This window comes from [Borrelia] finlandensis (assembly GCF_030438365.2).
Lineage (GTDB): Bacteria > Spirochaetota > Spirochaetia > Borreliales > Borreliaceae > Borreliella > Borreliella finlandensis.
Window position 1 is genome coordinate 1 of record NZ_CP179482.1, and the last position, 25,070, is coordinate 25,070.

A 25,070-nucleotide genomic window follows, 5' to 3' on the forward strand; every position below is an offset into this window, starting at 1 on the left:
ATATTATAGTTATTTAGTATAAAGCTCAATTTCCAAATTAAGGAAAAGAATAACTTCTACTCCTGTTCGACAAATTAACTTGTTTATAACAAGATATATATATAAATAGGGGATTAAATAATACTTATTGACGATAAAATATTTTACTTTAAAAGAAATACAAACTATAAAAAATAAAAGCACAAAAAAAATTACCATTTATATCAAATTATTTAAATTAGAAAAACAAGGAAAAATTAATACCTATAAACTACCAGAAAATATAACAGCTTCCAAAAAATATGGGAAAAGAAGTATTAATTTATATCCCAAAGAAGAAATTTTAAAATATTTTAAAACATCAAACTTTTCAAAAAGCAACAATCCCAACAAATATTTCACAAAGTATAATCCATTAGAATTGGTGAAAAATGCTATAACGTTTGAAGGGCTTGCAATCAAAATGTATAAAAATCCAATAATATTGCATAGCAAATCTTATTATTTTAAAATTTTAAAAAACAAATCCTAACTATGCCTTAGATCTGGATCAATATGGTTTATTTAAAATATTAAATACAGATTATATAGATTATATACTTATTATTTTATTTCAAGCCCTAGGGAAAAAGAATGCCCATCAAATGCAACAAGATAAGTAAAAAATAAAAAACAAAAAATTTTTGTGTGGAAACTTTTCAAAAAATAACATAGCTAAACCGGCATTTAAAAACACTCTCAAATACTAAGATTATAATATGCATTAGTAAATGCATAGAGAACTATCGATAAACAAAAATGGAATTTTTAAAAAATTGAGATAGACTGAAATTGAAGGAGAATTAAAATTTTTATGACAGCAATAATCGTGTATTCATGCTTGACTATGTGTATAATATATTTTCATATGCAACTAAAAACACTTTTTACAAAATTAATCAGATTTTGTAAAAAGTGTTTTGATATTTTTTTATTATTAATAGAAATGTTAAAATTAATTTTTTATCTATTAATTATTAATAATAAGCTTTATATATTTATAATAATATCAATAGCTTTAATTACAATTAATACAATGATCTAGCTTATTGTATTAATTGTAATTAAGCCAAATGATTGTATCCAACAAGTTAGCTAATATTTCTAAATCAAAGATTATCAAAATAAATTATTGCTTCATCTCATATGGCAACTTTTTAGATTATTTTTTATCTTAAAAATAGTTATCTACCAAAGCATGATTCACAAGCCTTGCTTCAGGCAGCTCCTGCTTTGAATTTTTATTTCTTTATAAAAAAAAGAAGGATTCAAGATCTAATATTGTATCTATATCTCTATCACAACATTATTAATACTTTCCCCCAAAACATTCCTTTTTACATAAAATTAATTATCAAGCCCCCCATTATTATATTTTTATAATTATCCAAAAAATAATAAGATAATTTATGCAAAAAGTCTTTTCTTTAATTTAAAATTTTCTTATACAAATTAGCAACTATTAATCTAGATTTAGCTCTATTAATAGAACCCTTTTATTTTTTTAGTGATTTTTCTTTAGCATTTTTTAAATTTATTTTCATTTTTTATAAATATTTAGGATGATTGGCTTTTTCACATTAGCTACTCTTTTTTATCATTTCTAGTTTTATTTGTTATTTTTAACATCCAAGCTTTCAACTAATACTGAAATATAATATTTATTATCGACATTTTTTTCTACTACTACATTTTTAATAAGTTTATTACTATTATAATACTTCTATGTAGACATAACTTTACAAATTCTATTTTTAAAAGCTTTATATTCATTTTCCATTCTTATTGAACTTTTTTATATTAGCTCTAAAAATTTACCTATTTTTTACTCTTATATTTAGGACATCCTTGCGTTTTGCTTCCTTTTTTAATTTATCTAAAAAATTATTATACACAAAGTTTGAATTAATACATGCGCCACAAATAGTTAAAATATTGGCTTCCTTTAAGAATGGAAATATATTTTTATATTTGCCTGGATTAATACCAAAACTTTTCTTAAGTTTTTCATAAGAATCTTTCCAATCATTTAACATTTTGCCATACAAAAATCTTACACATCTATATGTATTTTGAATATATTTTTGTATATACCACTATTTTATTCGTGTTTTTTGACTCCACCAAAATCTTCAAAAACCAACAGCATCAAAACTGGGGGTTTTGATTTTAAGATAATTGAAGAGGAAAATATTACAAAATATGATAAAAACCCCATTGAAGAGAGTAATGAAAATACTTGTTTTTCTTTTAAAGAACCTGAATTAAATGAAATAAAAGAGGGAGAAGCGTTTGAATTGTTTGTAGGTGGTTATGTTACATGGGCAAAATCTGGAAACTTAAGGGTTTTAAAAGATAAAAATAACAATTTAATTGAAGATCTTAGAGAACTTAGGTACTCTTATATTTTTTCACCCATTCGATTCAAAACTTATTCATTTTTTTTTAGTTATAATTATAGCATTAATGACAATAACTATAAAATACTCGGCCAAGAAGCACCTATAGCTAAGATAATAGCATTTGAGTCAACTAAAGAGTTTGAAAAAAAATACGAAATCAAAAGTTTAAAACTAAATTCTGAAGAATCTAATATTGATTTTGAACGAAATAGAACTGGTTTAGCCAAAATTAATTTAAAAGAAACTTAAAAAGAACCTAATTACATTTATTCATATAATTTTGGAGTTTTTGACAATTCTTTAGCAAATTATTTTAAGTCCTTTTACAAGAAAAGTCACTGTAACTATATACCTGCATTATCTTACTATAAAAGATAAACAAACCGGTAAAGATACAACCTACGAAATCATATTAAATCTAAAGCTATTTAATACTACTATTAAATTAATATTTAATAAGTATTCAAATTTATCAAAAGAAAAATTAAAACTTTTTACTGATGAATGATAAAAATTGAATAAGAAAAGCAAAGACAAAAATTTAGCAATTAATATAAATATAATTCAAAATTTGATAAAGTTGTGTGGCATATTCGGCATCTTAATTTGTCGATTTGAAAGCATCGATATTAAAAATCAAGTTGAATTGTTTTCCCTCCTTTTTTCTTTTCGTGGATATTAAAACTTCATTTTCAAACACATTATTACCTAACTTTACTTTAATTTTACGAAACAACAAGTTAATTAATTCTTTAGATTTTTTGAGCCCAAACTAAAAAACTCATTTAAATGTTTTGACTTGTTATTGAAGACACTAAAGACATAGGGTATAAATCATTTTCTATATCTGAAATGGATTCATAAAATTTATAAATATCCCTATTCATATCTTTCAAAACACAAATTTCAATAGCATTTAATGCTGGGTTGTTGTATATTTTTTCCATTATATATGGAAAAAATATACAACAATTTTTATTTTAAATAATAGAACTTTCATAATGTAAAATTTTTTCATACACTAAGATTTTTATAAATGAATTCCTTTTCTATCATTTTCTCAATTAGGTTCTTTTCCTTTCCAAATAACTCACACATTAAAATTCCTAAAAATTTCTTATTTTTTTTGTAAAAAAATAAGAAATTTTCCTTTTTCAATACTAAAATTAATTCTTTTAAGTTTTTTTTCTTAGATTTAGCTTTATTTAACTTTTTATTATCTTAATTGTTAATTTCCATTAAAGCTCTATTAATTCCATTTTCGATAATAAAATTCTCTTCTAAAATACGTTTTTTCATAGCTAAAAGCTATTTTTAAGTAGAAATATATTTGTCTTCTACCAATAGGCACCGTATAACTTTCGGCAAATGCCTTAAAACTTTTGCATCCATCCAATTTATAATATTTTTTATCTCTAATTTCTTTCAAAATTCTAATAGTCGTTATTTTATAAAAAAAAATAGTTTTTTTATTAATTTCAAACAACTCTCTTTTCAATTCGTTATATCTAATAAGATTTATGTTATATTATTTTACACTTTTAGCAATTTTTCTATTTAAATCTTCCCTTTCATTAATAATCCCAATAACATTGTGTTTTGAATATGAAATTTTTAACAATTCTTCATAAGTGCTATTTTTTTAAACCTTGTTATAAAAATAAAGGGTTTTAAATTCAAACTTAAGTAATAAATATAAAATATTATTATATCAAAGCTTTCAACTGCCCACCTTTCTGATATAATAGACGCTAATACAAAATTGATAGCAATTAAAGCATTAGCTAATGTAGAATCCATACTAGGATTAGTGTCTATTATTATATAATCGCAGTTTTTTTGAATATTTAATAAACTTTTTTTTAGATTCAATTCCTTTAAAGGCATTAAATCTCTATTAAATAGATTTAAATCAATGTAACTCGGAATAAAATCTAAATTTTCATTTACAATATTATATTGAGGATTTCATTTACTAATCACATTAGACATATTGTCTCTACCATATTTAATATCCCCAATTTAAATATCAATAAGCAAGAGTGAAGAAGCATTAAACATGCCTAAAATATAAGCTTAATGTTAAATAATAAACAAAGTTTTCTATTATTGAAAAATAGTTATATAGTAAGGCCTTCATTTAAATAGTGATACTTTTATAAAGTAAAATACTTATAATTTTTGACTATATTAATGAATAGAGTTTAGACATGCTAATAAAGCAATTTAAACTAATTAATATTAAAATTAAGACAAATTATATATTAAATTGATTTTTCATCTTAAGAGTAGTAAATAAAAAAATAATACATTGAGTTTGTTTTAAAAATAGTTTTTGTCATGATAATAAGTTTTTTTATTAGTTGGAATTTTATAGTTATTCATATATAATAAAAGATGAAACGTTTAAAAAAAATAGATATTCTTAATAATAAAGCATTATGTTGAAAAAGAATATAAAGATCTGATTGTAGTGAAAACATTCAAAAATTATAAGATTGTAGGCAAGTTTTTTACTAATGTAGGCTTTGAGTAAATAATTTGCAATGCTTGGTATGTATGATAATCTTTATAATTCAGATATGCTTGGCAATATTTTATTGTGATTTAATCTTTATATTTGTAATTAAAGAAGTTACTTTACTTTTAAGCTTATCTAATATTATCTTTACAAACAGATCGCTTTGTAAATTTCTGCCACAATTATTATAAGCCATAAGCATTGAATCTGTATTTAAACTTTTTTTAATTTTTATTTAGAAGTTATTTTTCAAGATATATTTCTAAAATTTAATAAAAAGTATTTTGCCAACCCCTTAATAGTATTTATTTTAAATCTTTAATAATCAAAAGAAATTCAATGAATTGAAAAAATAATAGTAAATATTAGCTTAGTATTTTATAAAATAAAATTGGAATAATTTTGCCTCTTTTAATAAAAGGTTTATTAATTTTTGGAATCCGACTTAAAATGATTTAGAATTAATATTAACTTTAAGGAGAGGAAGAATGAAAGTTAAAAGTAAATATTTGGTTTTGGGATTGCTTTTTGGTTTTATCGGCTGTGATTTATCCATGAGAGATAAAACGAAAGAGAAATCTCTTGGTTTGTTTGATAATACAAAATCTGTTTTAGATGATATTGAAGAACCTGTTAAAAAGTCTATTAATAAGAAAGAAAAAGAGAAGGTTGATAAAAAAGAGCCACCTACTCATCACATAAAGAAGTGGCCTGCTAATGCTAGTAATTTATTGCAAAAAAATGTAATGACAGGCGGAGAAAATTTGAAAACCGAATTATTAAGAGAACAAAATGAGCATAAAAGACTGCTTCAAAAAAGTTTGAATTCCCTTAGCAGTGAAAGTGGTGAATTTCAGCAAACTATTATTAAAAGCAATGAAATTGATTTTACTATCGATTCTGATTTAAGACCACAGGGCAACTTAAAAACTATTTCGGGCTCAAACACCATTTCACACACTGATGAAATAGAGGAAGAAGATTATGATCAGTATGATTTAGAAGAATATAATGAATATTCTGAAAAATATCGTGAATATGCTGAGAGAACAAGATTAAGAAATCGGCATGAATCCTATCTAGAAGGCTTTAAATATAATGTAGATTCAGCAACAAAAACAATTGGCAAGATATATGATGATTATACATTATTTACAACAAAAAAAACCTTAATGTATTCTACTTACCTTGACTATGCCGATAAAGAAAAAGCTAGAGAAGAAGCTAAAAAGTTTACAAAAAAAGAACTTGAAAAAGATTTTCAAACCTTATTGAATTATATTCAAACAAGCATAAAGACTGCGACAAATTTTGTATGCGCAAAAGAAATACATGCAAAAATAAAACCTTTAAATGAGATTGAAGAAAAAATAAAAACTTTAATTTCAAAGATCAAAGAACAATATGATTCATACGAAGCATATAAAGCGATAGAAAGTTCAATTTCATCAATAAAAGATTATATTAAAGCAGTACAAGGCTCAATTAATCAAGATGGTGTTTGGCACTACATTTAATACTATCTATTTTATAAGATTAAAACAGGAAACAATAATATGTGAATGTGACTTGTTTTAAATCAAATAAAGAAAAATCTAGTTGCAAACAAACATTATGGGTAAGAAAATAGAATTTTTTCAAGTTTCAAAAAATACGTTAATTGATTTGGAGAAAAGTCAAAAATATCGTTTTAATGGTATCATCAGATTAATTTTAAAAATCTTTTTCATTTTATCAAATTAAGAAGTCAAATGAAGCAAAATAGGTGAATTAGAATTTATCAAAAAAATGAGTGAATATTAAAGCATTACTTAATATGAAAAGATACTAATAATTTTTGATGCTTTTGATATCAGTAAATTACATTGGATAGTCAAATATTTAATAGATTAAAATTAAAAGATGAATTTAATATTGAGCAACAAGCAAAGTTTTATTTTATTGAAAAATAACAGCAATGAAATACACTTACGTAATACAATTTAACTTTGAATTTTATATGCTAAGCTAAGAGGAGTAGATATTATGTATAGTAGATTTTTGTTCATGTTTTATGCGATTTATTTTGTCAGTTGTGGTTTATTCAAAAATAATAGCAACAATAAAAATCACTTATTGCAAGACGCAGTAAGTGTGGAAAATATTAATTCAAAATCAGATTGGAAAAGCAATCTAAGACTTAGTAATGAAGAGCTTAATACATTAACCTTTTTTGTTAATGCACTAAAAAATGAATTACCAAAAGCATACACTAGTACACCCCATTTTGATATTTATTTAAAAGGAAATGCATCTCAAATAGAAGAGTATGTTAAAAGGTTTTTACTTAAACTGAAAGATAGGGGCAAAATTAAAGAACTGCTTAGTTGTATTAAATATGGTAGAGATAATCGGCCGAATGTAGAGGGTAGAGATGTAAAGCTTAATCTAGATGCTAAAGAACATTATAGAATAGAAAGCAGACTTGCTAGTGTTTTTGACAATTATTTCATGTTATTAAATTCTCCAGTTATTCAAGCAAATGATAATAACAAAGAATTGAGCAGTGGGGGGCCTGACAGTGACCCCGAAGATAAGATATTTAATGAAATTAAGACGGTGTGTCATGAATTTAGAAGTCAAGCAGGGTAGGTAATAACACTGCTAAAAGTATTGGTATTACCCTGCTTCCCTGCTTCCCTGCTTCCCTGCTTCCCTGCTTCCCTGCTTCCCTGCTTCCCTGCTTCCCTGCTTCCCTGCTTCCCTGCTTCCCTGCTTCCCTGCTTCCCTGCTTCCCTGCTTCCCTGCTTCCCTGCTTCCCTGCTTCCCTGCTTTGAAAAAGCATATATGGTTATTTTCAAATAAAAGGCTACTAATTAAGCTCTTTGAAAAAAATTGTGAGTATAAAAGTAAAATTTTTTCTGCTTTATAAAAAAGTTAAAAAAAGAAAAAGATGATAAGTAATTTATCCATTTCTTTTAAGATTTACACTAAAGTAATAAATTATATTACCTTGATGCCCTTTTAATAATATTTTCTATTAACATAAGCTAGTGCTAAAGTAAGTAAATGAATTTGCATTACAATTTACTATAATAAGGCTTGTTTTTTGGGTTTGTAAAATAATATTTTTGCATTTTTTGATCTGTTTATATTCCTATATATATAACTTTGATTTAAAATCAACCCTATTTGTATAAAAAATATGTTAAATAACTTTATCGTCGAAGTATTCTTTAATCTTTCGCTAAAAACACATTAATTTTTTCATTAAACATGCTCTAGCAAATGACCTTAAAACCTAAGAAGTTATTATGGTATTAAACCATAAGCTATTTTTATAATCTTTGATTGAGAAATAGTAGTTTTCCATCATTCAATATTTTTGAATGCTCTTTTTTAGATTAAGCTTACTTTAGCTGTCGAAGATATCTTTAGAAGAACAAGTTAATACATTAAGCTTTTCAAGCTCCTGAATTATTAATTCAGGAGTAGCTGTTATACTTCTTGTAGCATCTACTATTAGAAAGATTTTAAATCCCAAGTTAATTGCATCAAGTATTGTTTCTTTTACACAAAAATCTAATGCTAATCCCGCTATAAATAATGTATTGATTGAATTGTTTTTCAGATAAAGCTGAAGGCCCGTTTGTTTTGTTTTAATGCAATCATCATAAAATCCACTATAACTATCATAATATCGATCAGTACCTTTTAAAAAAACTTTTTTTATTCTTTTTATATCTAGATTATTGGGAAACTCTGATCCCCAAGTATTCTTGACACAGTGCTCAGGCCAAATACCCCCATTTTTATTGTTAAAAAAGCTTATATGATTTTTACAATGCCAATCTTTGGTAGCAAGAATGTTTGTGAAATAATTTTGAAGCTGGTTGATCAAAGGAATCATTTCATTACTATTAGATACCGGCAAAGCACCCGATTCTAAAAAATCATTTTGTATATCTACTAAAATAAGTGCACTATTTTGTGTTACTTTTAAAATAAAATTCTCCTTAAGAGATATTCAATAGTAGGATATAATTCTGTTATATTAGGAAATATTAATCGATATAATTTTCAGCAATTATTTATTTAATTTAAAATAACAATTAATTTTACCTTAAAGATATCCAAATAAAACATAAAGCCTATATTTTTGAGTTAATACTTAATGTTAAACTCTTTACTGCAAATGTTAAAAGAAAAATAAGAATTCTATTAATTATGTTTTATTTTATAAACACTCTTACATAATATAACATATTTTTATTTGTTTTTCAGTAGAATTGCTGCAAGACATGTTCAACATAAGGAAAATTTAAACATTGATAAACTGCTGTATTAGACTTTAAAATTAAAAGTCTAATTACTAATCTTACTAAAAATAAACAGACCCGAAATGATTAATTATTTATTAATAATAGAAAAATGACAAAAAACTTACTTACCATGCATTACAAAAAATGTAGCTCAAGGTGCTAAAAACAATACCCTAATATAATTTTCCTACTTACAATAATTTTTTAATTATAGTTAATATTAAATTCAATTATAATAAAAACCTATTCATAACGTCTCACAATATGAAAAATTTTTATTTTTTTTATTTTTAGTGCTAAACTTTACTTATCTGAAAAATTGCTTTATTATGTAAGAGTGTATAAAAACCATCCGAAGTTGAGGAGGATAAAGTGAAGGTTAATAAATCCCTACAAATACAAAGTAAATACCAACACAAGTTAATTGCTTTAATTGCAACACTTGAGTATATTAACAAAAATAAAAAAAAATACAACCAATCAGACATTCTTTATTGTTTTAACAGCAACTTAAAGCGCAATGGGCAAAAAGAAGTTTCAATCAAAACGCTTCGAAACTACTTCTACAAACTAGAAAAACTTAATATTACTATTAACTACTATAGACATTTAGGTATTAATATGGGTACTGAAGTCTACTATGCTCTTAGGTGCTCCAAAAAAGACTGCTACAATATACTAAACCAATACTTCAAGGATAAAAAAATAGAAAGATTTCAAAGACGTGTTAATTCATACATTAAAATAAATTATAATAAAAAGGGTAATGTAAAAGATGGGGAGTGTTTTAATAATAAATATAAAAAAGAAGAAGAAATAAAAAAACAAATTTATGAAATTAAATTAAAAAAATACTCAAAAAAATGTAATTTCAGCGATGACATTTCCTCTTTTATCATTAATCTGAAATTAAAAAAAGAAACAACAATAAATCTTTTCAAATTTATAAGCAAAGAAAAATACCACTTCAAAAAAGAAAACAGAAATCATTCACAAAAGACATTACAAAAAAAGAGAGAGGATTTAATTTCAATTCTAAAAAAAACAGAAAAAGATTTTATAAAAGAGGGCTACGATAAAGAAAAATTAAAAGTACAAATGCAAAACACATATCATAAATATAAAGACAAGCCCCATTTCATATTAGAAAGCAATAAATACAAAGACTTTGATCAAATTATAAAAAAAATAAAGAATGATATTGATAAGATTGACAATAAAAAACATAAAGATAATATGAAAACCAATATATATAACATACTTTTAGATCAATTATATAATAAAACCAAAAAAATAAATTTAAAGTCTAAAATTAAAGAATACTTAAATAAACAAAATAAACTTGAATACAAAAAAATATTTAATAATCAATACTATAATGAAATTATAGTATTGATAGAATCGCAAAATAGCTATAAGAATGGCCATATAAATTAAGAGTTTAAAATGCAAGGCGTAATAGAGAAACTTAAAAGAAAAGAAAAAGAAATAATAAAAAAAAGCAGAAAGCCAGAAATTTTCATTAAAAAAGAAATTCTCAATGAAAGAACAATATATCACACCAAAATGCTAATGGATTTATATAAATTTGAAATAAACAGATATAAAAAAAACAAATTTTTAATTCTTTTTAGAGAGTTATTTAACCAGGAAAAATTGGAAGGACTCAATCTATTCTCCATAAGAGAAAATGACAAATTCATAGGAATTTTTTATGGACACAGAAAGCCTATAAAAAACATTATTACCAGATATAAAGTTAATGGTGCTGTAAAAGCATACACATTTTCCAAAATATATTATATAGAATTTAAATTTAAAAAAGGAAGTGTATTTTGTTATTTAAGAAGCCTTGCTAGGCTAATCAAAAAAGAAAGGATTAATAAAAAATATTTTCAAGCGTTTATTGATATGTTAAACAGATTAGAAAAAGAAGTATATGAATTTTATTGCAAAGAATTACCAAATGGAGGAATCATAAATAAATGGATAGAGAAAATACTAAAATAATTGCCATTGGTTCAATTAAAGGAGGTGTTGGTAAAAGCACAAGTGCTATTATCTTTTCAACACTCTTGTCTAAAAAATATAAAGTGCTTTTAATTGATGCCGACCCACAAGCATCAACCACTAGCTATTTTTCAGATCTCTTAGAAGAACAAGGGGTAGATGTTTCAAAACAAAATATTTATGAGGTATTAACAGATAAAAAAAACATAGATTCTTCCACCTTTAGATTAAACAATAATTTATGCATATTGCCTAGTTATATATATTTATACCTTTTTTATGATGACAACATTCCGTTTAAGGAAACAAGATTAAAAGACAATTTAAAATTATTAAAACATAAATACGATTACATAGTAATAGACACCAGTCCTAGTTTAGGAATTATTTTGACAAATGTGCTAGTTGTAAGCAATTACATAATAATTCCAATGACCGCTCAAAAATGGTCAGTCGAAAGTTTACAACTATTAGAATTTGCTCTAAAAAGATTAAAATTGAAAATACCTATTTTCCCGATGGTAACTAATTTTAAGAAAAATAATACTTATAAACACTTATTGGAATTAATAAGCAAAGATGATAATTTTTTAGGCCTTATCCATGAGCGTGAAGACTTAAACAAAAGAATAGCAGAGAACGATACTTTCGATTTAAATAAAGATTATATAAAAGAATATGAAATTACACTTGAAAAATTTTTCCAGTTATCGGAAAAATTTTTAACTTCATAATAAATAAGGAGATAAAATGAGTGTAAAATTTAAATATATGAATATAAAGATAAAGGATCGTATCAATACTAATAAAAATCAAAATAAAATTGAAATTAATTTTGATGAAGATAAAATGGAGCGATTTCTCTTTTTAAAAGAAAGGCTAATAGTCAACTTCCAAAAAGAAATTCATAATAAAATAGAAACAATGAAGATCTTGAAAGAGATTAAAGATAAGGAATATTATAAATTAGATGGCTATCAAAACTTTGAAATGTTTACTAGGAATTATAAAATAGCAAAAAGCCAGGCTTATGAATATTTAAGAATAGCAAATGCAATAGAAGAAGGGTTGGTTCAAGAGAAAGATATAATCGAAAACGGCATACAAAATTCTTTATTTTTTTTAAAGGATAAAGAAGGGATGAGAATCAAAAAATCCCATCGAAATTTTATCAAGCCATTAAGATTTCAGCTTAAAACAGAAAATGCATACATATATTACAAATCAAAAGCAAGATTTACTAGTTTTTTGTTAGAAAAATTACTTAAAGATAAAGAAGAATTGCTTAATGAGATTATGAAAGAATATAAGGAATGTAAAAAATATAATTAAAAATTTAGTATAGATAATTTTGTGTGCAGAAAATAAAATTATAGTTTTTGGGTAATATACATATTATTTAAGAATAATGTATTGATTTTAACACTGTAGATATCGTATAATGTTAGCAAGTGGTGCTATTAACTTAAGCATCCTTAACTTTGGTCGATGTCTATTTTATAGGGCTTAAGATAAGTATTCTTGCTTTAAGAGTATTTATGGTTAGGCCCTATGTGATTTTATACTAATAATAATAAAATTATAAAAGAATCGCCACTGAAAAATCTTGTATAAGTAAATTTCAAATATATAAAAAACTTAAAAAGCATTTTTATCAATCAATGTTAGAATTAGGCATTTGGTTTTTCAAATCAACCCGGATAAATATTTACTAAAAAATATAGAAATTTTTTCGTTAATATTACTACAAATTATTGCTTTGTAATAAAAAATTTAGACAGCTTGAAAAATAAAGTCATCACAGTATAATTAGTTTTTGCATTAACTAATTTAGAATGCAAACTTTTAGATTAATATACGATCAGTAATACCAATTTATTTTAAACAATGCTACGCTAATATTAAATTTTTAAATTAGAGTTAAATGTGCCCTGCTAAGAAAATAACTAAAAATCATATAATCAACATATTGGAAGATACCCAAATTGATTTAACTGTTTTCCTACTATTTTTGATAACTTTAAAGAAGCTTTCTTAGAAATTCTTTCTAATAAATGGAGTTATTTTAGCTCTAAATGTGATTTTTGATAATATCAATAGAATACTACTCTGGTAGAGATAACATAATAATCTTCCAGGCCAAAATAAGGTTTTCAGTAATATTTATCTAAATAACTAGAATGTTTTTTATTAGGCTTTAAGGCTTATTTATTCCTATAAGAAAATAAACTAAGACAAACTATCCTAGGCAAAACTTGTGGATATGCTCTTTGATGAATGCCCGTTCTTAAAAAAGAGCCCATAAGCTATCATGGGATAAAAGCAATAAGCTATTTCTATAATCTTTGATCTAGAAATAATAGTTCACAAAAGAAAAATTAAAAATTTTTATTCTATTTATTTCTTCTTTAGAATAGTATAATAATAAAAGGTATGAAAGTAATAATATTATTAATTTCTTTTTTATTAATTCCCAACAGTTTTATTTTTTCTAGTGAAATATCTGAAGAAGTTGTTATTTTAAATGATAGTAATAGATATGATTTCGGTTTAATTCTTAAATTAAAAACCAAATTTGGATCTTTTACTTTAAGGCATGATCACGACGGATACATGGATTTAGGTTTTAATATACAAGTTATAAATAACACAGAGATTGTATTTAAAAAGGTGTATATTAATGGGGTTTCTGTAATAGAGCATCCAATCAATGCCCACTCTAGCTTTATTGACAGGGTTAATTATTTTAATTTTGATATGAGTTTCTTTGATTACAGTGAAAAAATGAATAAAATAAGAAAGTTAGCAGAAGAAAATGGAATTGATGTATATGTTGAATGTTTTGATGAGATAAATAATGAGAAAAAAAAATATTCTTTCAGGGTAAGCAGGGAAAATAGCTCACATTTTTATAGTGCATTTGATATGATTTTTCATAAGTAGGACAGATTATTAATGGGTAAAATATTATTTTTTGGGTTACTATTAATTTGTATTTTTTTAGGTTTCTTTTTTTACAAACAAAAAGAAAACAATGTTATTTATAATAAAATTGTTGAAAAGTTTGATGATAATGTTTTTGTTGATGAAACCTATGCATATCTTTTTAAAGATAGTAATTTGAAAGAATTAGTTTTTATAAAATCACAGCTTATAATTCCTGAGCTTAAGCATAAAAAGATGATGAAAGCGACAGGTTATCTTGCAGATGCTTATAGAGCATTATCTACCGTTTATAAGTTTGATTTTAGGGTGCACGACAATAAAATTTTAGGTTTTAAAAGTGTAATTTTTGAAGGATTTGAAGATGCTAAAGTTTCAAAGCATGAAAATAATTTGCCAAGTGAGAAGTGGCAGCAATTAAAAGATTTTAACATTGGTGATCCGAACGTAAATGAAAAATTTTTTCATTTACAATTTCCTTTTATAGTAAAAAATACCTTACGTGTCACTATTTCTAAAAGGTTTTTTAAGAAAATAAAAAAATTAAAACGATTAAAGATTGTTTTAATTTCTAATGAAGACAAGAAATATCAAATAGATATAGAAAATTTTTTACCAAAATACAATCTTTAATTTAAATTGAAAATTTTAAAATAGCATGTTTTTAATTCTAGTATTCATTGCAAAAAAATTATAAGGGTTTTATTAACAAATTGGTTACTTCTTATAAATTACGTCTTATTGCCCTTAAAAGGATAATAAAAATTTAAAAAAGGTAGAAATAATAAAATCAATTTTTATTAAAAATTGATTTATGTAGTATATAAGTGGGAATTTTTTTATTTTTAAAATTAGGAGATAGCGTGTTTTTAAAATTGCACCATTATGTAAACAATATATTTATTCTTTTTTTATTAATTCTCTAAATTTAGGCATTTTTTCCTTAATTTCCTTTTTTATTTCTATTTTATATTTTTCGTTTTTTTTAAACAAGACTAAGCTAAGTGTTAAATATCTCAAGAAATCTTCTGGAATCATCATTATATTTCCTATTTTAATATAACATTCAAAAACCTCTAGTTTATATCTTAAATGGCTTTTTGTGATTTTATAATCAAATTTATTTTTAAGGATTTCTTGAGCTTCAGAAACTTTGTAAAATAAATATCCTTTTATCATTCTCATAAAATAAATATAGATTTAATTCATTAATAAAAAAACTTCAATATACACCATATAAATATATATGGTGTATATTGAAAGGTGTAAATTTTATGTTTTTTATAATTTCTCCATTTCTCTCCATTTCTCTCTATTTTAGAGAAGTTAGGTATTTTAATTAGGCATCATTAAAAATATGATGCCTAATTAAAATACCTAATTGAGAATCGTTATACTATCATTTAGTAATTTTTACATAAATAAAAGTTTGCTTTATTTTATTTGTTAGATGTTTTGCTAATAATTATAAACAAAGAAATTTTTAAATGTGATTTATTTGTATAAATAATATTATTATGCTAACTTTCCATTTCTAAATCAAAGATTATAAATGAAGCTAGTTTTTTCTAATTTCCACTTTAAGAAATTTTAATTGTTATTATTATGGTTTTATGCTTTAATTTTGGCCAGATTTTTTAATCTGGGTTGTAAGTTTTAAATACCTTAAGCAAACCGTTTATGACTTTTAAAACGCAAATTGCTTCTATTAATATTACAAATAAACCATCTTCTATTTACAACTTTTTCCTTTTGAAAGCCTTTGGTGTCTCTTATGGTTCATTATCAAAATAAAATTAAAATTTTATTTGGCTGATATGTCCTTAATACAGAGTCTTGTTCGTTAACTTTTTTTGTAGAAGTAAATGGAAATATTTATTATATTTTTACCATTTTTAATATGCCTTGAATTGACAAACTTAATATTTAATGATAATAATGGGAATTTAAATTTTTAATGAATTAATAATAATATTTATAAATAAACTTTAAAAAAGAAAATTAAAATTACTCAAAAAACAAATATTTTTTATATTTTTCTTGTTTTTTAAAGGAGTTATAGGCTTTTCTTATGACGAATTCAAAAATAGTGGACAAGAATATTATCATAAGACAGTAAGTCCTATAAAGACATCATATTTTTAAACTTCAAAAAGTGAAAAGAAAAGTAATATTTTAAAAAAAGGAATTTCTTCTAATCTTTTTACAGGAGAGAATGAAAAGTTAAGCAATCTCAACTACAGTAAAAACATTATTCAACATGTTTGCAGCATTATAAAAACAAGTATATGAGTTTTATAATGAAAAATATCTGCAAAAGGACGTATTGTAAAATGTATAGAGAAAAATTGGCTAAAAAGCTAAATATTATAGCTACTGCTTTAATCAAGGGAAGAGTTAGAAAAAGCACTTCTTCAATAATGTTTTCAAAAATTATTAACAAGATCAATAAAGTGCTACTTATTGATCTTGATCCACAAAGCTCATTTACAAGCTATTTTATAGCTCAAGTTCATCCTAGGATGGAATTAATTAATATTTATAATTCTTATTCTTTAATAAAGCAGCAGAAAACTTTTGGGGATGTTGCAGTTAATATATCTGAAAATTTAGATTTCATTCCAAGTTGTTTCAAACTTGCTAAATTTAGCAGGGAAGTAATGATATTAGAAATAAAATAAATACAATGAAAATTTTACTAAAAATTAAAAATAGGAAACTTTATATTTTAGATGGATACAAAAACGCTTAGTTTATCTTAAAAAACAAGTTGTTTTTTAATAGGCTTGTTAGAATAGTTAAAATTAAATTTAAAATTCGATTACAATGAATTAATAGAAAGTTTTAGAGGGAAATATTTCTATTGAAAAAGTTAAAAAAATGGGTCTTTAGGCTGCATATAAAAATATAAAAAAACAACCGTTATATGCATATAAAGAAGATAGAGAAGAAGATTGTGATGGTTTAAATACCCCCCCATTAAATTTTTTATAGAAGATAAAGAAGTTCATGCTTTTTGCAGAAGAGATATCAAAAGAATGTCTTTTATTTTAGAAAGAATTATTAAAGATAAAAAGAGTATCTTGGCAGATCTTATAATGGAATATGAAAATCAAAGAAAAGATAAAAATAAAAAACTAAGTTCTTGATTAAAATTGCGTAATATATTGCCATTAGGGCTAGAGGCTTATCTCTATTCTAAATTGGGAAATGTAAGTTCTTGGTGGGCTTTTTTGTTTACTAAATTTCAATCTCTAAAATATCATTTGAATTGCTTTGCTGTGTTAAGCATATTTTTTTAGGTTATTAAATTTTTTTGTTAAAAAAAATAAATGATGAAAAGGAAGCTACCAATAGTGATATTTATCTTGTCTTTAAAAGATTTTTTATAAAAAAATAAATAAAAGTATAAATACTTTTATTTATATGAGCATTTTCTTGTCAAGTGCTATAAATTTATTTAAGGAGAGTAAAAGGGTTTTATTGTGCTTCTCATGTGGTTGTAAGTTTTATTTTTTGTAGTCTACATAAGTCTCTAAAAAATAAATTTAAGTCAAGGTATAGCTTTATAAATAGATAAAAAATCGCGCCACATGGCTTTTCTGCCAAAATCAATATTTTTGTTTAATTTATAAAAGAAATATTAAATGAGTCTTGTTTTATCTTATATATATAAATGATATGGGATAGGCTTATGATTTCATCTAGAAAGATAAGAGAATATAAAGATAAGTATGGTAATAAAGAGATTAAAACGAGCACAGAAATAAATAATTTTTTAAATCTTAGCAATGCTGTTGAGATGAGGACAGATATTTATTCTGTATTTGGAATAGTATATTCTATATCTATGGATGATATTAAGATCTTTTTTAAAGAAGATATTATATTTCTGGCTTTGCCTAAAAATAAAAATTTGGGTTCTATGCAACTTAAAAAAAATTTAAATTCTAATAATAACTAAGCTTTTCCCCCTGTTTTTCTGTAAAATTGTTGAGTTGTTCTACATATTATTGCCAAAATAAAAAATACAATTTATTAAAATTTAAATTTTCAACTTCTATGCCGGAAGAGATTCTTATTAAAGTTGGAAAACTTCTTCAATTGAAATTTGGGCAAAATTGTAGAATTCATGAGAGGATTATTGTTAGCACAATATTTTATTAAAAGACTAAAAATTGATTTTGATAAAGTTTTTATTAAAATCAATGGCTCAAAACATAAATGTATAGTCAAGGATTTATCTTATGGAAGTGCTGTAGTTATTGTTTCTTTTGATAGAGATGTTAATGAAGGTCTAATTGTTGATTTAATTTTTAGTTTTGAATTTATGGATAAAGAGATCTTTATTAGGGATAGCTTAAAAAGTTTAAGCACTATTCAGATGTCTAATTGAAAGGTTTTCGCGTTTGGTATTGCTTTTAATGAGGATAAGATACCACTTGAATATATTATGTTAATCTATAATTATTTTAACAAATTAGGAGATTAAAATTCTTATTATGTAAAAATTTTCTATCAAGGAGTAATAAGATAATTTATTTAAAAAGGCTTTTCTTTGATTTTAAATTTTCTTTTATGTAGCTTATAGCAATTTGTAGGCCCCATATAAAAATTGATTTTGCCTAAATATGGGGAAAAACTAGAAATAAGCTTGAATAATATTCTTTTATAGATAAAGTTAATGTGTTTAAATATTAAAATTGAAAAATAATATGATATTTTGTTTAATTATTAATTTTAATTAAAATAACTAAAAAAGATTTTTGAGCAATATAGACTGTTTTTGTCAGTATAAATTATGGAAATTAATGCCATTATAAAAACAAATGATCTAAATATACCCTCTTTATAAAGAATTATCAAAAGACTTTATAAAAAAAGAAAATATTAATAAGCTAAAAGATTTTTTCATTTTTTTAACAAATAAACTTTCTTCAATAGATAATAATTCAACAGAGGCAAATATAGAGTCTTTACTAAAGTCTATATTTGAAGAACTAAATTATTCAGTGGAACAGTAAAAATGTGGGCAAATAGAAGGAATAAATTCTGGGGTAGATATACTGCTTTTTGAAAATGATAAAGACAAAATAGATTTTAATAATAAATTAGAAAAAGCTAAAAAAAATAATGAGCCTATTCCGGCTGAAGATATCTTGCTTATAGCAGAAGTAAAGCTCCCACCTTTAGTTTTGATGCTAAACGATAAAGCAAAAGAAGCAGAAGAGCAGATATATAGATATCCAAATTAATATCAAAAACATTGTGGAATACTTTCAAATAGAAAAGTGTGGAGATTGTATGACAAATCAAAAGCACTTTATGGAGAAAAAAGATATATTGAATTTAATTTTTCTAAAATTGAAGAAAAAGAAGAGTACGGAGAACAAGAATGGTTTGTTTTATTTAGCTACCTTGTAAGAAAAGAAAGATACCTGAAGACAAGCAATATAATAAAAGTCGAAAAAGAACAAATAGCCAAAAAGAAAAAGAGATAATTTAAAAAACCTAAGAGAGATGCTATATGAGAAGCCTGATGCCTCTATAGTATTTAAAATTGCAAAAAATATATATATTACAAAGAATTTAAATTATCAGGCAAAGAAATTGCTCAGCATATTTTAGTCAGCATTCTTGAAGAATTAATTATTTTTTATTGCATATATTGAAGATAACGATATATTTAAGAAAATATTGGAAGAAAATAAATTATACAGATCTTCTGTATCTTTTAGGTATTTTTTTATGATGAAAATACAAAAAAGAAATTAGGATATAAAAAAATAATAACAATTTTCAATTTATTTGATAAAGGAAGTGATGCAATAAAGTTTCCTATATTTAATGGAGGATTCTTTTCAGAAGATAAGGTGAAATATTTAAATAATGAAAGTTTATTCAGTATTAGTGAGATTGAAGAAATACTAGTTAAAATACTTTTCTTTGAAGAAAAAAATATTAAAGATGAAAAATTTGTAAAGTATTCAAGGTTAGATCCTAAAAGTTTTGGAGAATTATACGAAACTCTACTTGAATATGACCTAAGAATTGCATATTCTGCTGTTCATCGTATTGTTTAAGATGGAGTTTATCTCATTCGTACTGAAGAAGAGCTTGAAAACAATAAAGTAAACAAAATTGCTACATATCTTAAAGGCAATATTTATCTTACATCTAGATCACTTGATAGAAAAAAAAGTGGGGCATATTATACTCTAGATGACTTAACTACTGATTTTATGTTCATATCATCAATTGAAGAGTAGCTTAAAACCAAATCCCCTTTAGATATAAAGATCATTGATAATTCTTGTAGATCAGGGCATTTTTTAATTTCTTGTCTAGATTGCTTAACGGAAAAGTATGGTATCAACTAGATAAATTTGAAGATGTAAAAAAGAGCTTGATAAAGAATATAGGGCTATTTTTAAAGAAAATGAAGAGCATGATGTTCAAGATATTATAAGTAAAGAATTGGTATTAAAAGGATGCCGCTAAAGAGGTGCATTTATGGCGTTGATATAATCCTATTTCAGTTGAAATTACTATGCTAAGTTTGTGGATAAATACCTTTATTTTTGGAACACCACTAAGCTTTATTGAGCATCATATAAAATTTGAAAATGCCTTACTAGTATATACCCAAAGATGAATTTTTTGATATTGTAAAAAAGAAATTTTAAAGTGGATTTTCTTTATTTTAAAAAAATTAAGGAAATTACAGCTATTTTATAAGATAGTTATCAAAAAATTAAAGGTATTAACGATACTACTAAGGAGGATATAGAAAGATCTAAAAAGATATACAAAGAGTATGAGAAAAGTGAATATATGGATAATTTAAGAATAATATTTTCTTTAATTAAACTTTATTCATTATCTTTTGACAAATCTTTAAATATAGAATTTAGTGATATTATAGCTGTAATTGATTTAATTGAAAGTATTTTGAGCAATAAAACTTCTAGTGAAGATAATGAAAAAATGGACAAAATCAAAAAATTAAGTAGCCACTATAAATTTTTCCACTATGGAATTGAGTTTCCAGATACTAGGGAAGGATTCGATATTGTAATGGAAATTCGCCATGGGAGAAAACCAAGTTTAATGAAGCAGAGTTTTTCTTAAAACATATTCCTAATTGAAAGCTAAGTATAAAAGAATAAAACAAAATAAAGCAAGAAATGTTTAGTAAAGATAATCATCCTTTGAGTATTGAATACAATGAAAAAAACGGCATAATTAATATTAATAATGTTTATAAAAGTGATTTTGCAGATTTTACTAGTGGTGGAGATTTAAATCTTTTTAGATATTTTGTTACATTTCTTTTAAGATTAATAAAAGAAAACGGGAATTTAACTTATTTGGTGCCTTTGGCCATTTGGAGTGAATCTAGTTCTAAGATACTAAGAAAACATATATTAAGCAAATATAGGCTTAATTATATTTATCAGTTTCAAAATTAAAAAAGATTTAAAGATATGTATTTGAGTTTTAAGTTTGCAATATTTCAAATAAGCAATACTAAAACTCCTACATCGAATTTTAAAGCAAAATTTATGATTTAGAGTAGTGATAATATTTTAAAATAAATAGCACTAGTGATCTAAAGGACAGCAAAGGAAATGCTTATAAGGGAATTGAACTAGAATAGAACGAATTAAAAAACCATCTTCAATTCAAGAATCAATAATAGAGGTTAAAGATAATAAAGAATTTATTCTTTATTAAGAAAATGTTTAGTCAATTTAGTACTCTTATTGAAGAATATAGTGATTTTGGAATGGGTTTGCATTTAATAAAGCATAAACATTGTATAAATAATATAATAATAAAAATTTTATATTTCTTCACCAGGATTCAAATATTCATTAATTTAATTCAAGATTTTTTGAGGATAAATCTGTAAAAGAAAGTTCTAAATTGTTAGATAGATAAAGAAGAGCTAGAAAAATTATTAGCCAAAGAAGATTTTAAGGTTTTGCTTAGTGACTTTAAAGTGCTCAAAAATGAAAAAGGATAAAGAAACTTAACTTTTAGGCAGTTCCTGCCTAAAAGTTAAGTTTCTTTATAGCAATATAACTTAGAACCGCATTTATATCTCTATCATGCAATAGCTCTAAAACCAGCATAGGTTTATACAGTATCACTTAATTTTAGATTTGTATTTTTTTAATACCACAATTACTATAAGAAATTTTCGAATAAAGGAAGAAACTTTTTACATAAATGATCGTGTTACATCGCTAATTAGAAAAACGTAGTAACAGTAAATTTATTAATTAAAGGCATCCAAAAAATTGTAGTAGTTGTAGTATTTTTCATTGTAAAGATATAAATGCAATTATAAATTTTAAGGCTTATTGCTATAAAGAAACAGGTATAAGGTGGTAATTGTCTAGAGTAAAGCTTGTTTGTGCATCATCCCTTAAGGGATGATGCCTGTTCTTTTTTTTAAAAAATTTATAAAGCTGTCGTAAGATTGACATGAAGTACAAAGATATTTTTCTATTCCCGATTTAGAAATAGCAATTTATAATTAAGCCTTTAATTTGTTGCATAATTCTCATTTTTGTTTGTAACCGCCAATTATTAGAAATGAAATTGTTAAATTGTAATTAATTTTTACATTAATTGTCTTTAAATATAGTTCTTTTAAAGTATATACCATTAATAATGTTAATCTATTGATTAGCTATTATTTTTAAATTAAAGATTATAGAAATAGCAGGTTGCTTATTACTAGAATTTAGCCACAATGTTGTCTTGAATAAAATAAATTCCAAACTAAAATATATTTCCAATAATACTCTGAACCAAATCAAATATTCTTTCTAATAAATATTTAAGAAAATATTTTAGATTTTTAATAAATTTTAATTACTGGAGAAGTTTTTATAGACACTATAAAAAAGCATAATTTTAAAACTAATAGATTGATTTTACAAACTTATCTCTATTTAAATTTTATGTAAATTAAAGGTGAAAAATTGTTTTTAATCTTTTTTTAAAACTTTAAGCCTACCTTTTAATTAAAGTAGGCTTTTATAATATGACAATTTCAATGCATAATTTAAAGGTCCTTTATAATGGAAAATATGTTATTTTTGAATTCTTCTGTATTTTTGCTTTTTTCTATCAAATGATAGAAAATTTTGTCTGTATGAGATTTAAGCTTATTTATATCTGTTTTTATATTATTTGTATCATTTTGGTAATCTAATAAAAGTTCATGCATCATTTTTGAGACAATTAATGTTGTGGATAATAATTTTTCAAATAAATTTTTAAGACTTTCTAAGTTTGAAATTTCTAGCTCTTTTAGGTTGTCTTTTTTGGAATATAGGCTAATAATTGTCTTTTCAAGAGTGTCTCCAAGTGTGCGGAGAGTGTTAAATGTGAATTGTATTTGGTCTACTGACTTTATAATTTTTGAAAAGTTCTTTAATTCATTATCAAGAATGGTATTTAAGATGCTGTAAACATGTTTTCTATATCTTTTAGATCTCTCGGTATCAGCAGATACCTTTTCACCTTGTAAATCTGCCCAACCCAAGATTGTGAAAGCCGATATTCCATATTGTTCTTTAGGTTCTTTTTCCAACTTTTCCCTATATTTTTCGTTATCTGCGTGAGCTTTTTCTATTAAATTTATTAAATCATTAAGCAGTGTGTTTTTTGTTTTTTTATCATGGTCTTCTTTTTGATTAGATTTTATTTTTTGATTAGGGTTAAATCCTTTTGTATTAGATTTTAGTCCTTTTTTGCTAGATTGATACCTAATATCTTTTTGAGTGGTGTTAAAATCTGGATTGCAAGCTAAAAATAGAAAAACAAATAAACCCGTAATGATGTTATATTTCATGAATATTCTCCTTAATTAAAATCTAATATTTAATATAATTCAATATTAGATTAATTCAATAATATTTTCATTGATATAAGTTTTATAGTATTTTAAACTTTTAAAAAAATTTTGATTGATTTTTATCAAAATTTTTTATTTAAAACAAAAAATTACAAAGAATTATCCATTTATAATTTCTATGAAACTTTGGTGGAAATGAATTTTTAAAATTTATTAAATACAATATTTTATTTAAAAAGATAATTTGTGATAATAAAGCTTGTAAAGATAATATTTGTTATAATGTTAATCAAAGAAAATATTTTTAAAAACCATTTAGATGTGTAAGACTTTTGCATTCCAAAATGTTAATTTATAGGAGAGATTATTATTAAAAATAATATATAAAAGGGCTTAGTATTAATCTAGGTAAGTATAAAAAAGAATTTCCAGTCTTAAGTTAAGAGAAATTGATAGTTTAGCTTTTTGGTATTGAATGGATTGACTTAAGCTCCGCTTATAATAATAAAATAATTTTTAGAGAAAGTAAAAAGAAAATAGAATACAAGGATTTATTAAATATAAGATCAAGATATAGAATAGTATAAAAACAAATATAATAAGCTCAGATATCATGCATAAATAATTAATAATCAAATGCGTAAAAAAACTCAATAGGCAGTAGAGCTAAAAAAGGACATATTATTAATATATAAACAACCTTTCAGAGAGTATGTATTGAAATTGACATAATAATGCAAAAGCCTATCTTTGATAAGAGTTGCATAAAATTTAAGTAGATATATATTTTCTATTCTTATTGAGTTTTTGCCCATTAATCTCTCTAAAAGTTTATCTATGTCTGGCAAAGGAGTTCAATATTGATGCAGCTTGGATTGGCGTTATTGGCATTTTTGAAAAGTTCTGTGTAGATGTTCGCTAATTGGAATGAATTCATATCGCCAGTTTTTTTAAAATCTTTAGAGTAGAGTTAAAATATTTATACTATTAGCGAATTATTC

General features: G+C 24.0%; 19 protein-coding genes and 3 pseudogenes. 15 read left to right on the forward strand and 7 right to left on the reverse strand.

Features of this window, described 5'->3' with window-relative positions; genetic code table 11:
* Window positions 1-127 precede the first annotated feature (127 nt).
* Window positions 128-511, forward strand: a complete 384-nt coding sequence (locus tag QIA19_RS05655; RefSeq protein ID WP_418905260.1) for a hypothetical protein — start codon at window positions 128-130, stop codon at window positions 509-511.
* A gap of 1,321 nt (window positions 512-1,832) precedes the next feature.
* On the opposite strand, the gene QIA19_RS05660 is transcribed toward QIA19_RS05655, so the two are convergent.
* Window positions 1,833-2,054, reverse strand: a complete 222-nt coding sequence (locus QIA19_RS05660) for a hypothetical protein (protein WP_301364956.1) — start codon at window positions 2,052-2,054, stop codon at window positions 1,833-1,835.
* Window positions 2,055-2,081: 27 nt separating this feature from the next.
* On the opposite strand from QIA19_RS05660, the pseudogene QIA19_RS05665 reads away from it, so the two are divergent.
* Window positions 2,082-2,928: pseudogene (locus QIA19_RS05665) on the forward strand (S2/P23 family protein).
* Between the two features lie 741 nt (window positions 2,929-3,669).
* Here QIA19_RS05665 and QIA19_RS05675 read toward each other — a convergent pair.
* Window positions 3,670-3,918, reverse strand: a complete 249-nt coding sequence (locus QIA19_RS05675) for a plasmid partition family protein (RefSeq protein WP_418905262.1) — start codon at window positions 3,916-3,918, stop codon at window positions 3,670-3,672.
* Window positions 3,919-4,034: 116 nt separating this feature from the next.
* A complete protein-coding gene (locus QIA19_RS05680; protein WP_418905275.1) occupies window positions 4,035-4,373 on the reverse strand; it encodes a ParA family protein in 339 nt (112 codons plus the stop codon).
* A gap of 1,056 nt (window positions 4,374-5,429) precedes the next feature.
* On the opposite strand from QIA19_RS05680, the gene QIA19_RS05685 reads away from it, so the two are divergent.
* On the forward strand, window positions 5,430-6,458 hold the full coding sequence (locus QIA19_RS05685; RefSeq protein ID WP_418905263.1) for a ferrous iron transporter A: 1,029 nt from the start codon (window positions 5,430-5,432) through the stop codon (window positions 6,456-6,458).
* 508 nt (window positions 6,459-6,966) lie between these two features.
* Entirely contained in the window at window positions 6,967-7,572 is a 606-nt protein-coding gene (locus QIA19_RS05690) for a hypothetical protein (RefSeq protein WP_418905264.1), read from the forward strand.
* Here the strand turns inward: QIA19_RS05690 and QIA19_RS05695 are convergent.
* Both QIA19_RS05695 and QIA19_RS05700 read right to left on the reverse strand, forming a co-directional pair.
* On the reverse strand, window positions 7,560-7,781 hold the full coding sequence (locus QIA19_RS05695; protein WP_418905265.1) for a hypothetical protein: 222 nt from the start codon (window positions 7,779-7,781) through the stop codon (window positions 7,560-7,562). The genes QIA19_RS05690 and QIA19_RS05695 overlap by 13 nt on opposite strands.
* A 554-nt stretch (window positions 7,782-8,335) precedes the next feature.
* A complete protein-coding gene (locus QIA19_RS05700) occupies window positions 8,336-8,896 on the reverse strand; it encodes an isochorismatase family protein (RefSeq protein ID WP_418905276.1) in 561 nt (186 codons plus the stop codon).
* Window positions 8,897-9,614: 718 nt separating this feature from the next.
* On the opposite strand from QIA19_RS05700, the gene QIA19_RS05705 reads away from it, so the two are divergent.
* The 6 genes from QIA19_RS05705 (at window position 9,615) to bptA (ending at window position 14,828) form a co-directional block, all read left to right on the forward strand.
* The gene (locus tag QIA19_RS05705; protein ID WP_418905266.1) at window positions 9,615-10,679 is read left to right on the forward strand and encodes a plasmid maintenance protein; all 1,065 of its coding nucleotides are present in this window, start codon (window positions 9,615-9,617) and stop codon (window positions 10,677-10,679) included.
* A gap of 9 nt (window positions 10,680-10,688) precedes the next feature.
* Complete coding sequence (locus QIA19_RS05710) at window positions 10,689-11,252, forward strand: DUF226 domain-containing protein (RefSeq protein WP_418905267.1); 564 nt, start codon at window positions 10,689-10,691, stop codon at window positions 11,250-11,252.
* A complete protein-coding gene (locus QIA19_RS05715) occupies window positions 11,228-11,986 on the forward strand; it encodes a ParA family protein (RefSeq protein ID WP_418905268.1) in 759 nt (252 codons plus the stop codon). The genes QIA19_RS05710 and QIA19_RS05715 overlap by 25 nt, the downstream gene beginning before the upstream one ends.
* Before the next feature lie 16 nt (window positions 11,987-12,002).
* Window positions 12,003-12,584: a chromosome replication/partitioning protein gene (locus tag QIA19_RS05720; RefSeq protein ID WP_418905269.1), complete on the forward strand. Its 582-nt coding sequence runs from the start codon at window positions 12,003-12,005 to the stop codon at window positions 12,582-12,584.
* Window positions 12,585-13,685: 1,101 nt separating this feature from the next.
* Window positions 13,686-14,195: a hypothetical protein gene (locus tag QIA19_RS05725; protein WP_418905270.1), complete on the forward strand. Its 510-nt coding sequence runs from the start codon at window positions 13,686-13,688 to the stop codon at window positions 14,193-14,195.
* A gap of 12 nt (window positions 14,196-14,207) precedes the next feature.
* Window positions 14,208-14,828, forward strand: a complete 621-nt coding sequence (gene bptA / locus QIA19_RS05730; protein WP_418905271.1) for a virulence-associated protein BptA — start codon at window positions 14,208-14,210, stop codon at window positions 14,826-14,828.
* A gap of 267 nt (window positions 14,829-15,095) precedes the next feature.
* Here bptA and QIA19_RS05735 read toward each other — a convergent pair whose 3' ends face one another.
* The gene (locus QIA19_RS05735; RefSeq protein ID WP_418905272.1) at window positions 15,096-15,374 is read right to left on the reverse strand and encodes a hypothetical protein; all 279 of its coding nucleotides are present in this window, start codon (window positions 15,372-15,374) and stop codon (window positions 15,096-15,098) included.
* A 1,154-nt stretch (window positions 15,375-16,528) separates the two neighbouring features.
* Here QIA19_RS05735 and QIA19_RS05740 point away from each other — a divergent pair.
* The 5 genes and pseudogenes from QIA19_RS05740 to QIA19_RS05750 form a co-directional block, all read left to right on the forward strand.
* On the forward strand, window positions 16,529-16,876 hold the full coding sequence (locus tag QIA19_RS05740) for a ParA family protein (protein WP_418905273.1): 348 nt from the start codon (window positions 16,529-16,531) through the stop codon (window positions 16,874-16,876).
* Window positions 16,877-16,881: 5 nt separating this feature from the next.
* Complete coding sequence (locus QIA19_RS05775; RefSeq protein WP_472841224.1) at window positions 16,882-16,947, forward strand: hypothetical protein; 66 nt, start codon at window positions 16,882-16,884, stop codon at window positions 16,945-16,947.
* A 277-nt stretch (window positions 16,948-17,224) separates the two neighbouring features.
* Entirely contained in the window at window positions 17,225-17,344 is a 120-nt protein-coding gene (locus QIA19_RS05780; RefSeq protein ID WP_472841225.1) for a hypothetical protein, read from the forward strand.
* A gap of 545 nt (window positions 17,345-17,889) precedes the next feature.
* A pseudogene (locus QIA19_RS05745) lies at window positions 17,890-18,687 on the forward strand (PilZN3 domain-containing protein).
* A 309-nt stretch (window positions 18,688-18,996) separates the two neighbouring features.
* A pseudogene (locus QIA19_RS05750) lies at window positions 18,997-22,173 on the forward strand (Eco57I restriction-modification methylase domain-containing protein); the annotation flags it as partial.
* Window positions 22,174-23,274: 1,101 nt separating this feature from the next.
* On the opposite strand, the gene QIA19_RS05755 reads toward QIA19_RS05750, so the two are convergent.
* Window positions 23,275-24,066 (reverse strand): virulence associated lipoprotein, encoded by a 792-nt coding sequence (locus QIA19_RS05755; protein ID WP_418905274.1) that lies wholly within the window; start codon window positions 24,064-24,066, stop codon window positions 23,275-23,277.
* Window positions 24,067-25,070 lie beyond the last annotated feature (1,004 nt).

Excerpts from the sequence above, each read along its gene's own strand:
- QIA19_RS05685 (WP_418905263.1), top strand. The coding sequence starts at position 5,430 with ATGAAAGTTAAAAGTAAATATTTGGTTTTGGGATTGCTTTTTGGTTTT.
- QIA19_RS05690 (WP_418905264.1), top strand. The coding sequence starts at position 6,967 with ATGTATAGTAGATTTTTGTTCATGTTTTATGCGATTTATTTTGTCAGT.
- QIA19_RS05740 (WP_418905273.1), top strand. The coding sequence starts at position 16,529 with ATGTATAGAGAAAAATTGGCTAAAAAGCTAAATATTATAGCTACTGCT.
- QIA19_RS05735 (WP_418905272.1), bottom strand. The coding sequence starts at position 15,374 with ATGATAAAAGGATATTTATTTTACAAAGTTTCTGAAGCTCAAGAAATC.
- QIA19_RS05715 (WP_418905268.1), top strand. The coding sequence starts at position 11,228 with ATGGATAGAGAAAATACTAAAATAATTGCCATTGGTTCAATTAAAGGA.
- bptA (WP_418905271.1), top strand. The coding sequence starts at position 14,208 with ATGGGTAAAATATTATTTTTTGGGTTACTATTAATTTGTATTTTTTTA.
- QIA19_RS05710 (WP_418905267.1), top strand. The coding sequence starts at position 10,689 with ATGCAAGGCGTAATAGAGAAACTTAAAAGAAAAGAAAAAGAAATAATA.
- QIA19_RS05720 (WP_418905269.1), top strand. The coding sequence starts at position 12,003 with ATGAGTGTAAAATTTAAATATATGAATATAAAGATAAAGGATCGTATC.
- QIA19_RS05755 (WP_418905274.1), bottom strand. The coding sequence starts at position 24,066 with ATGAAATATAACATCATTACGGGTTTATTTGTTTTTCTATTTTTAGCT.
- QIA19_RS05725 (WP_418905270.1), top strand. The coding sequence starts at position 13,686 with ATGAAAGTAATAATATTATTAATTTCTTTTTTATTAATTCCCAACAGT.
- QIA19_RS05660 (WP_301364956.1), bottom strand. The coding sequence starts at position 2,054 with ATGTTAAATGATTGGAAAGATTCTTATGAAAAACTTAAGAAAAGTTTT.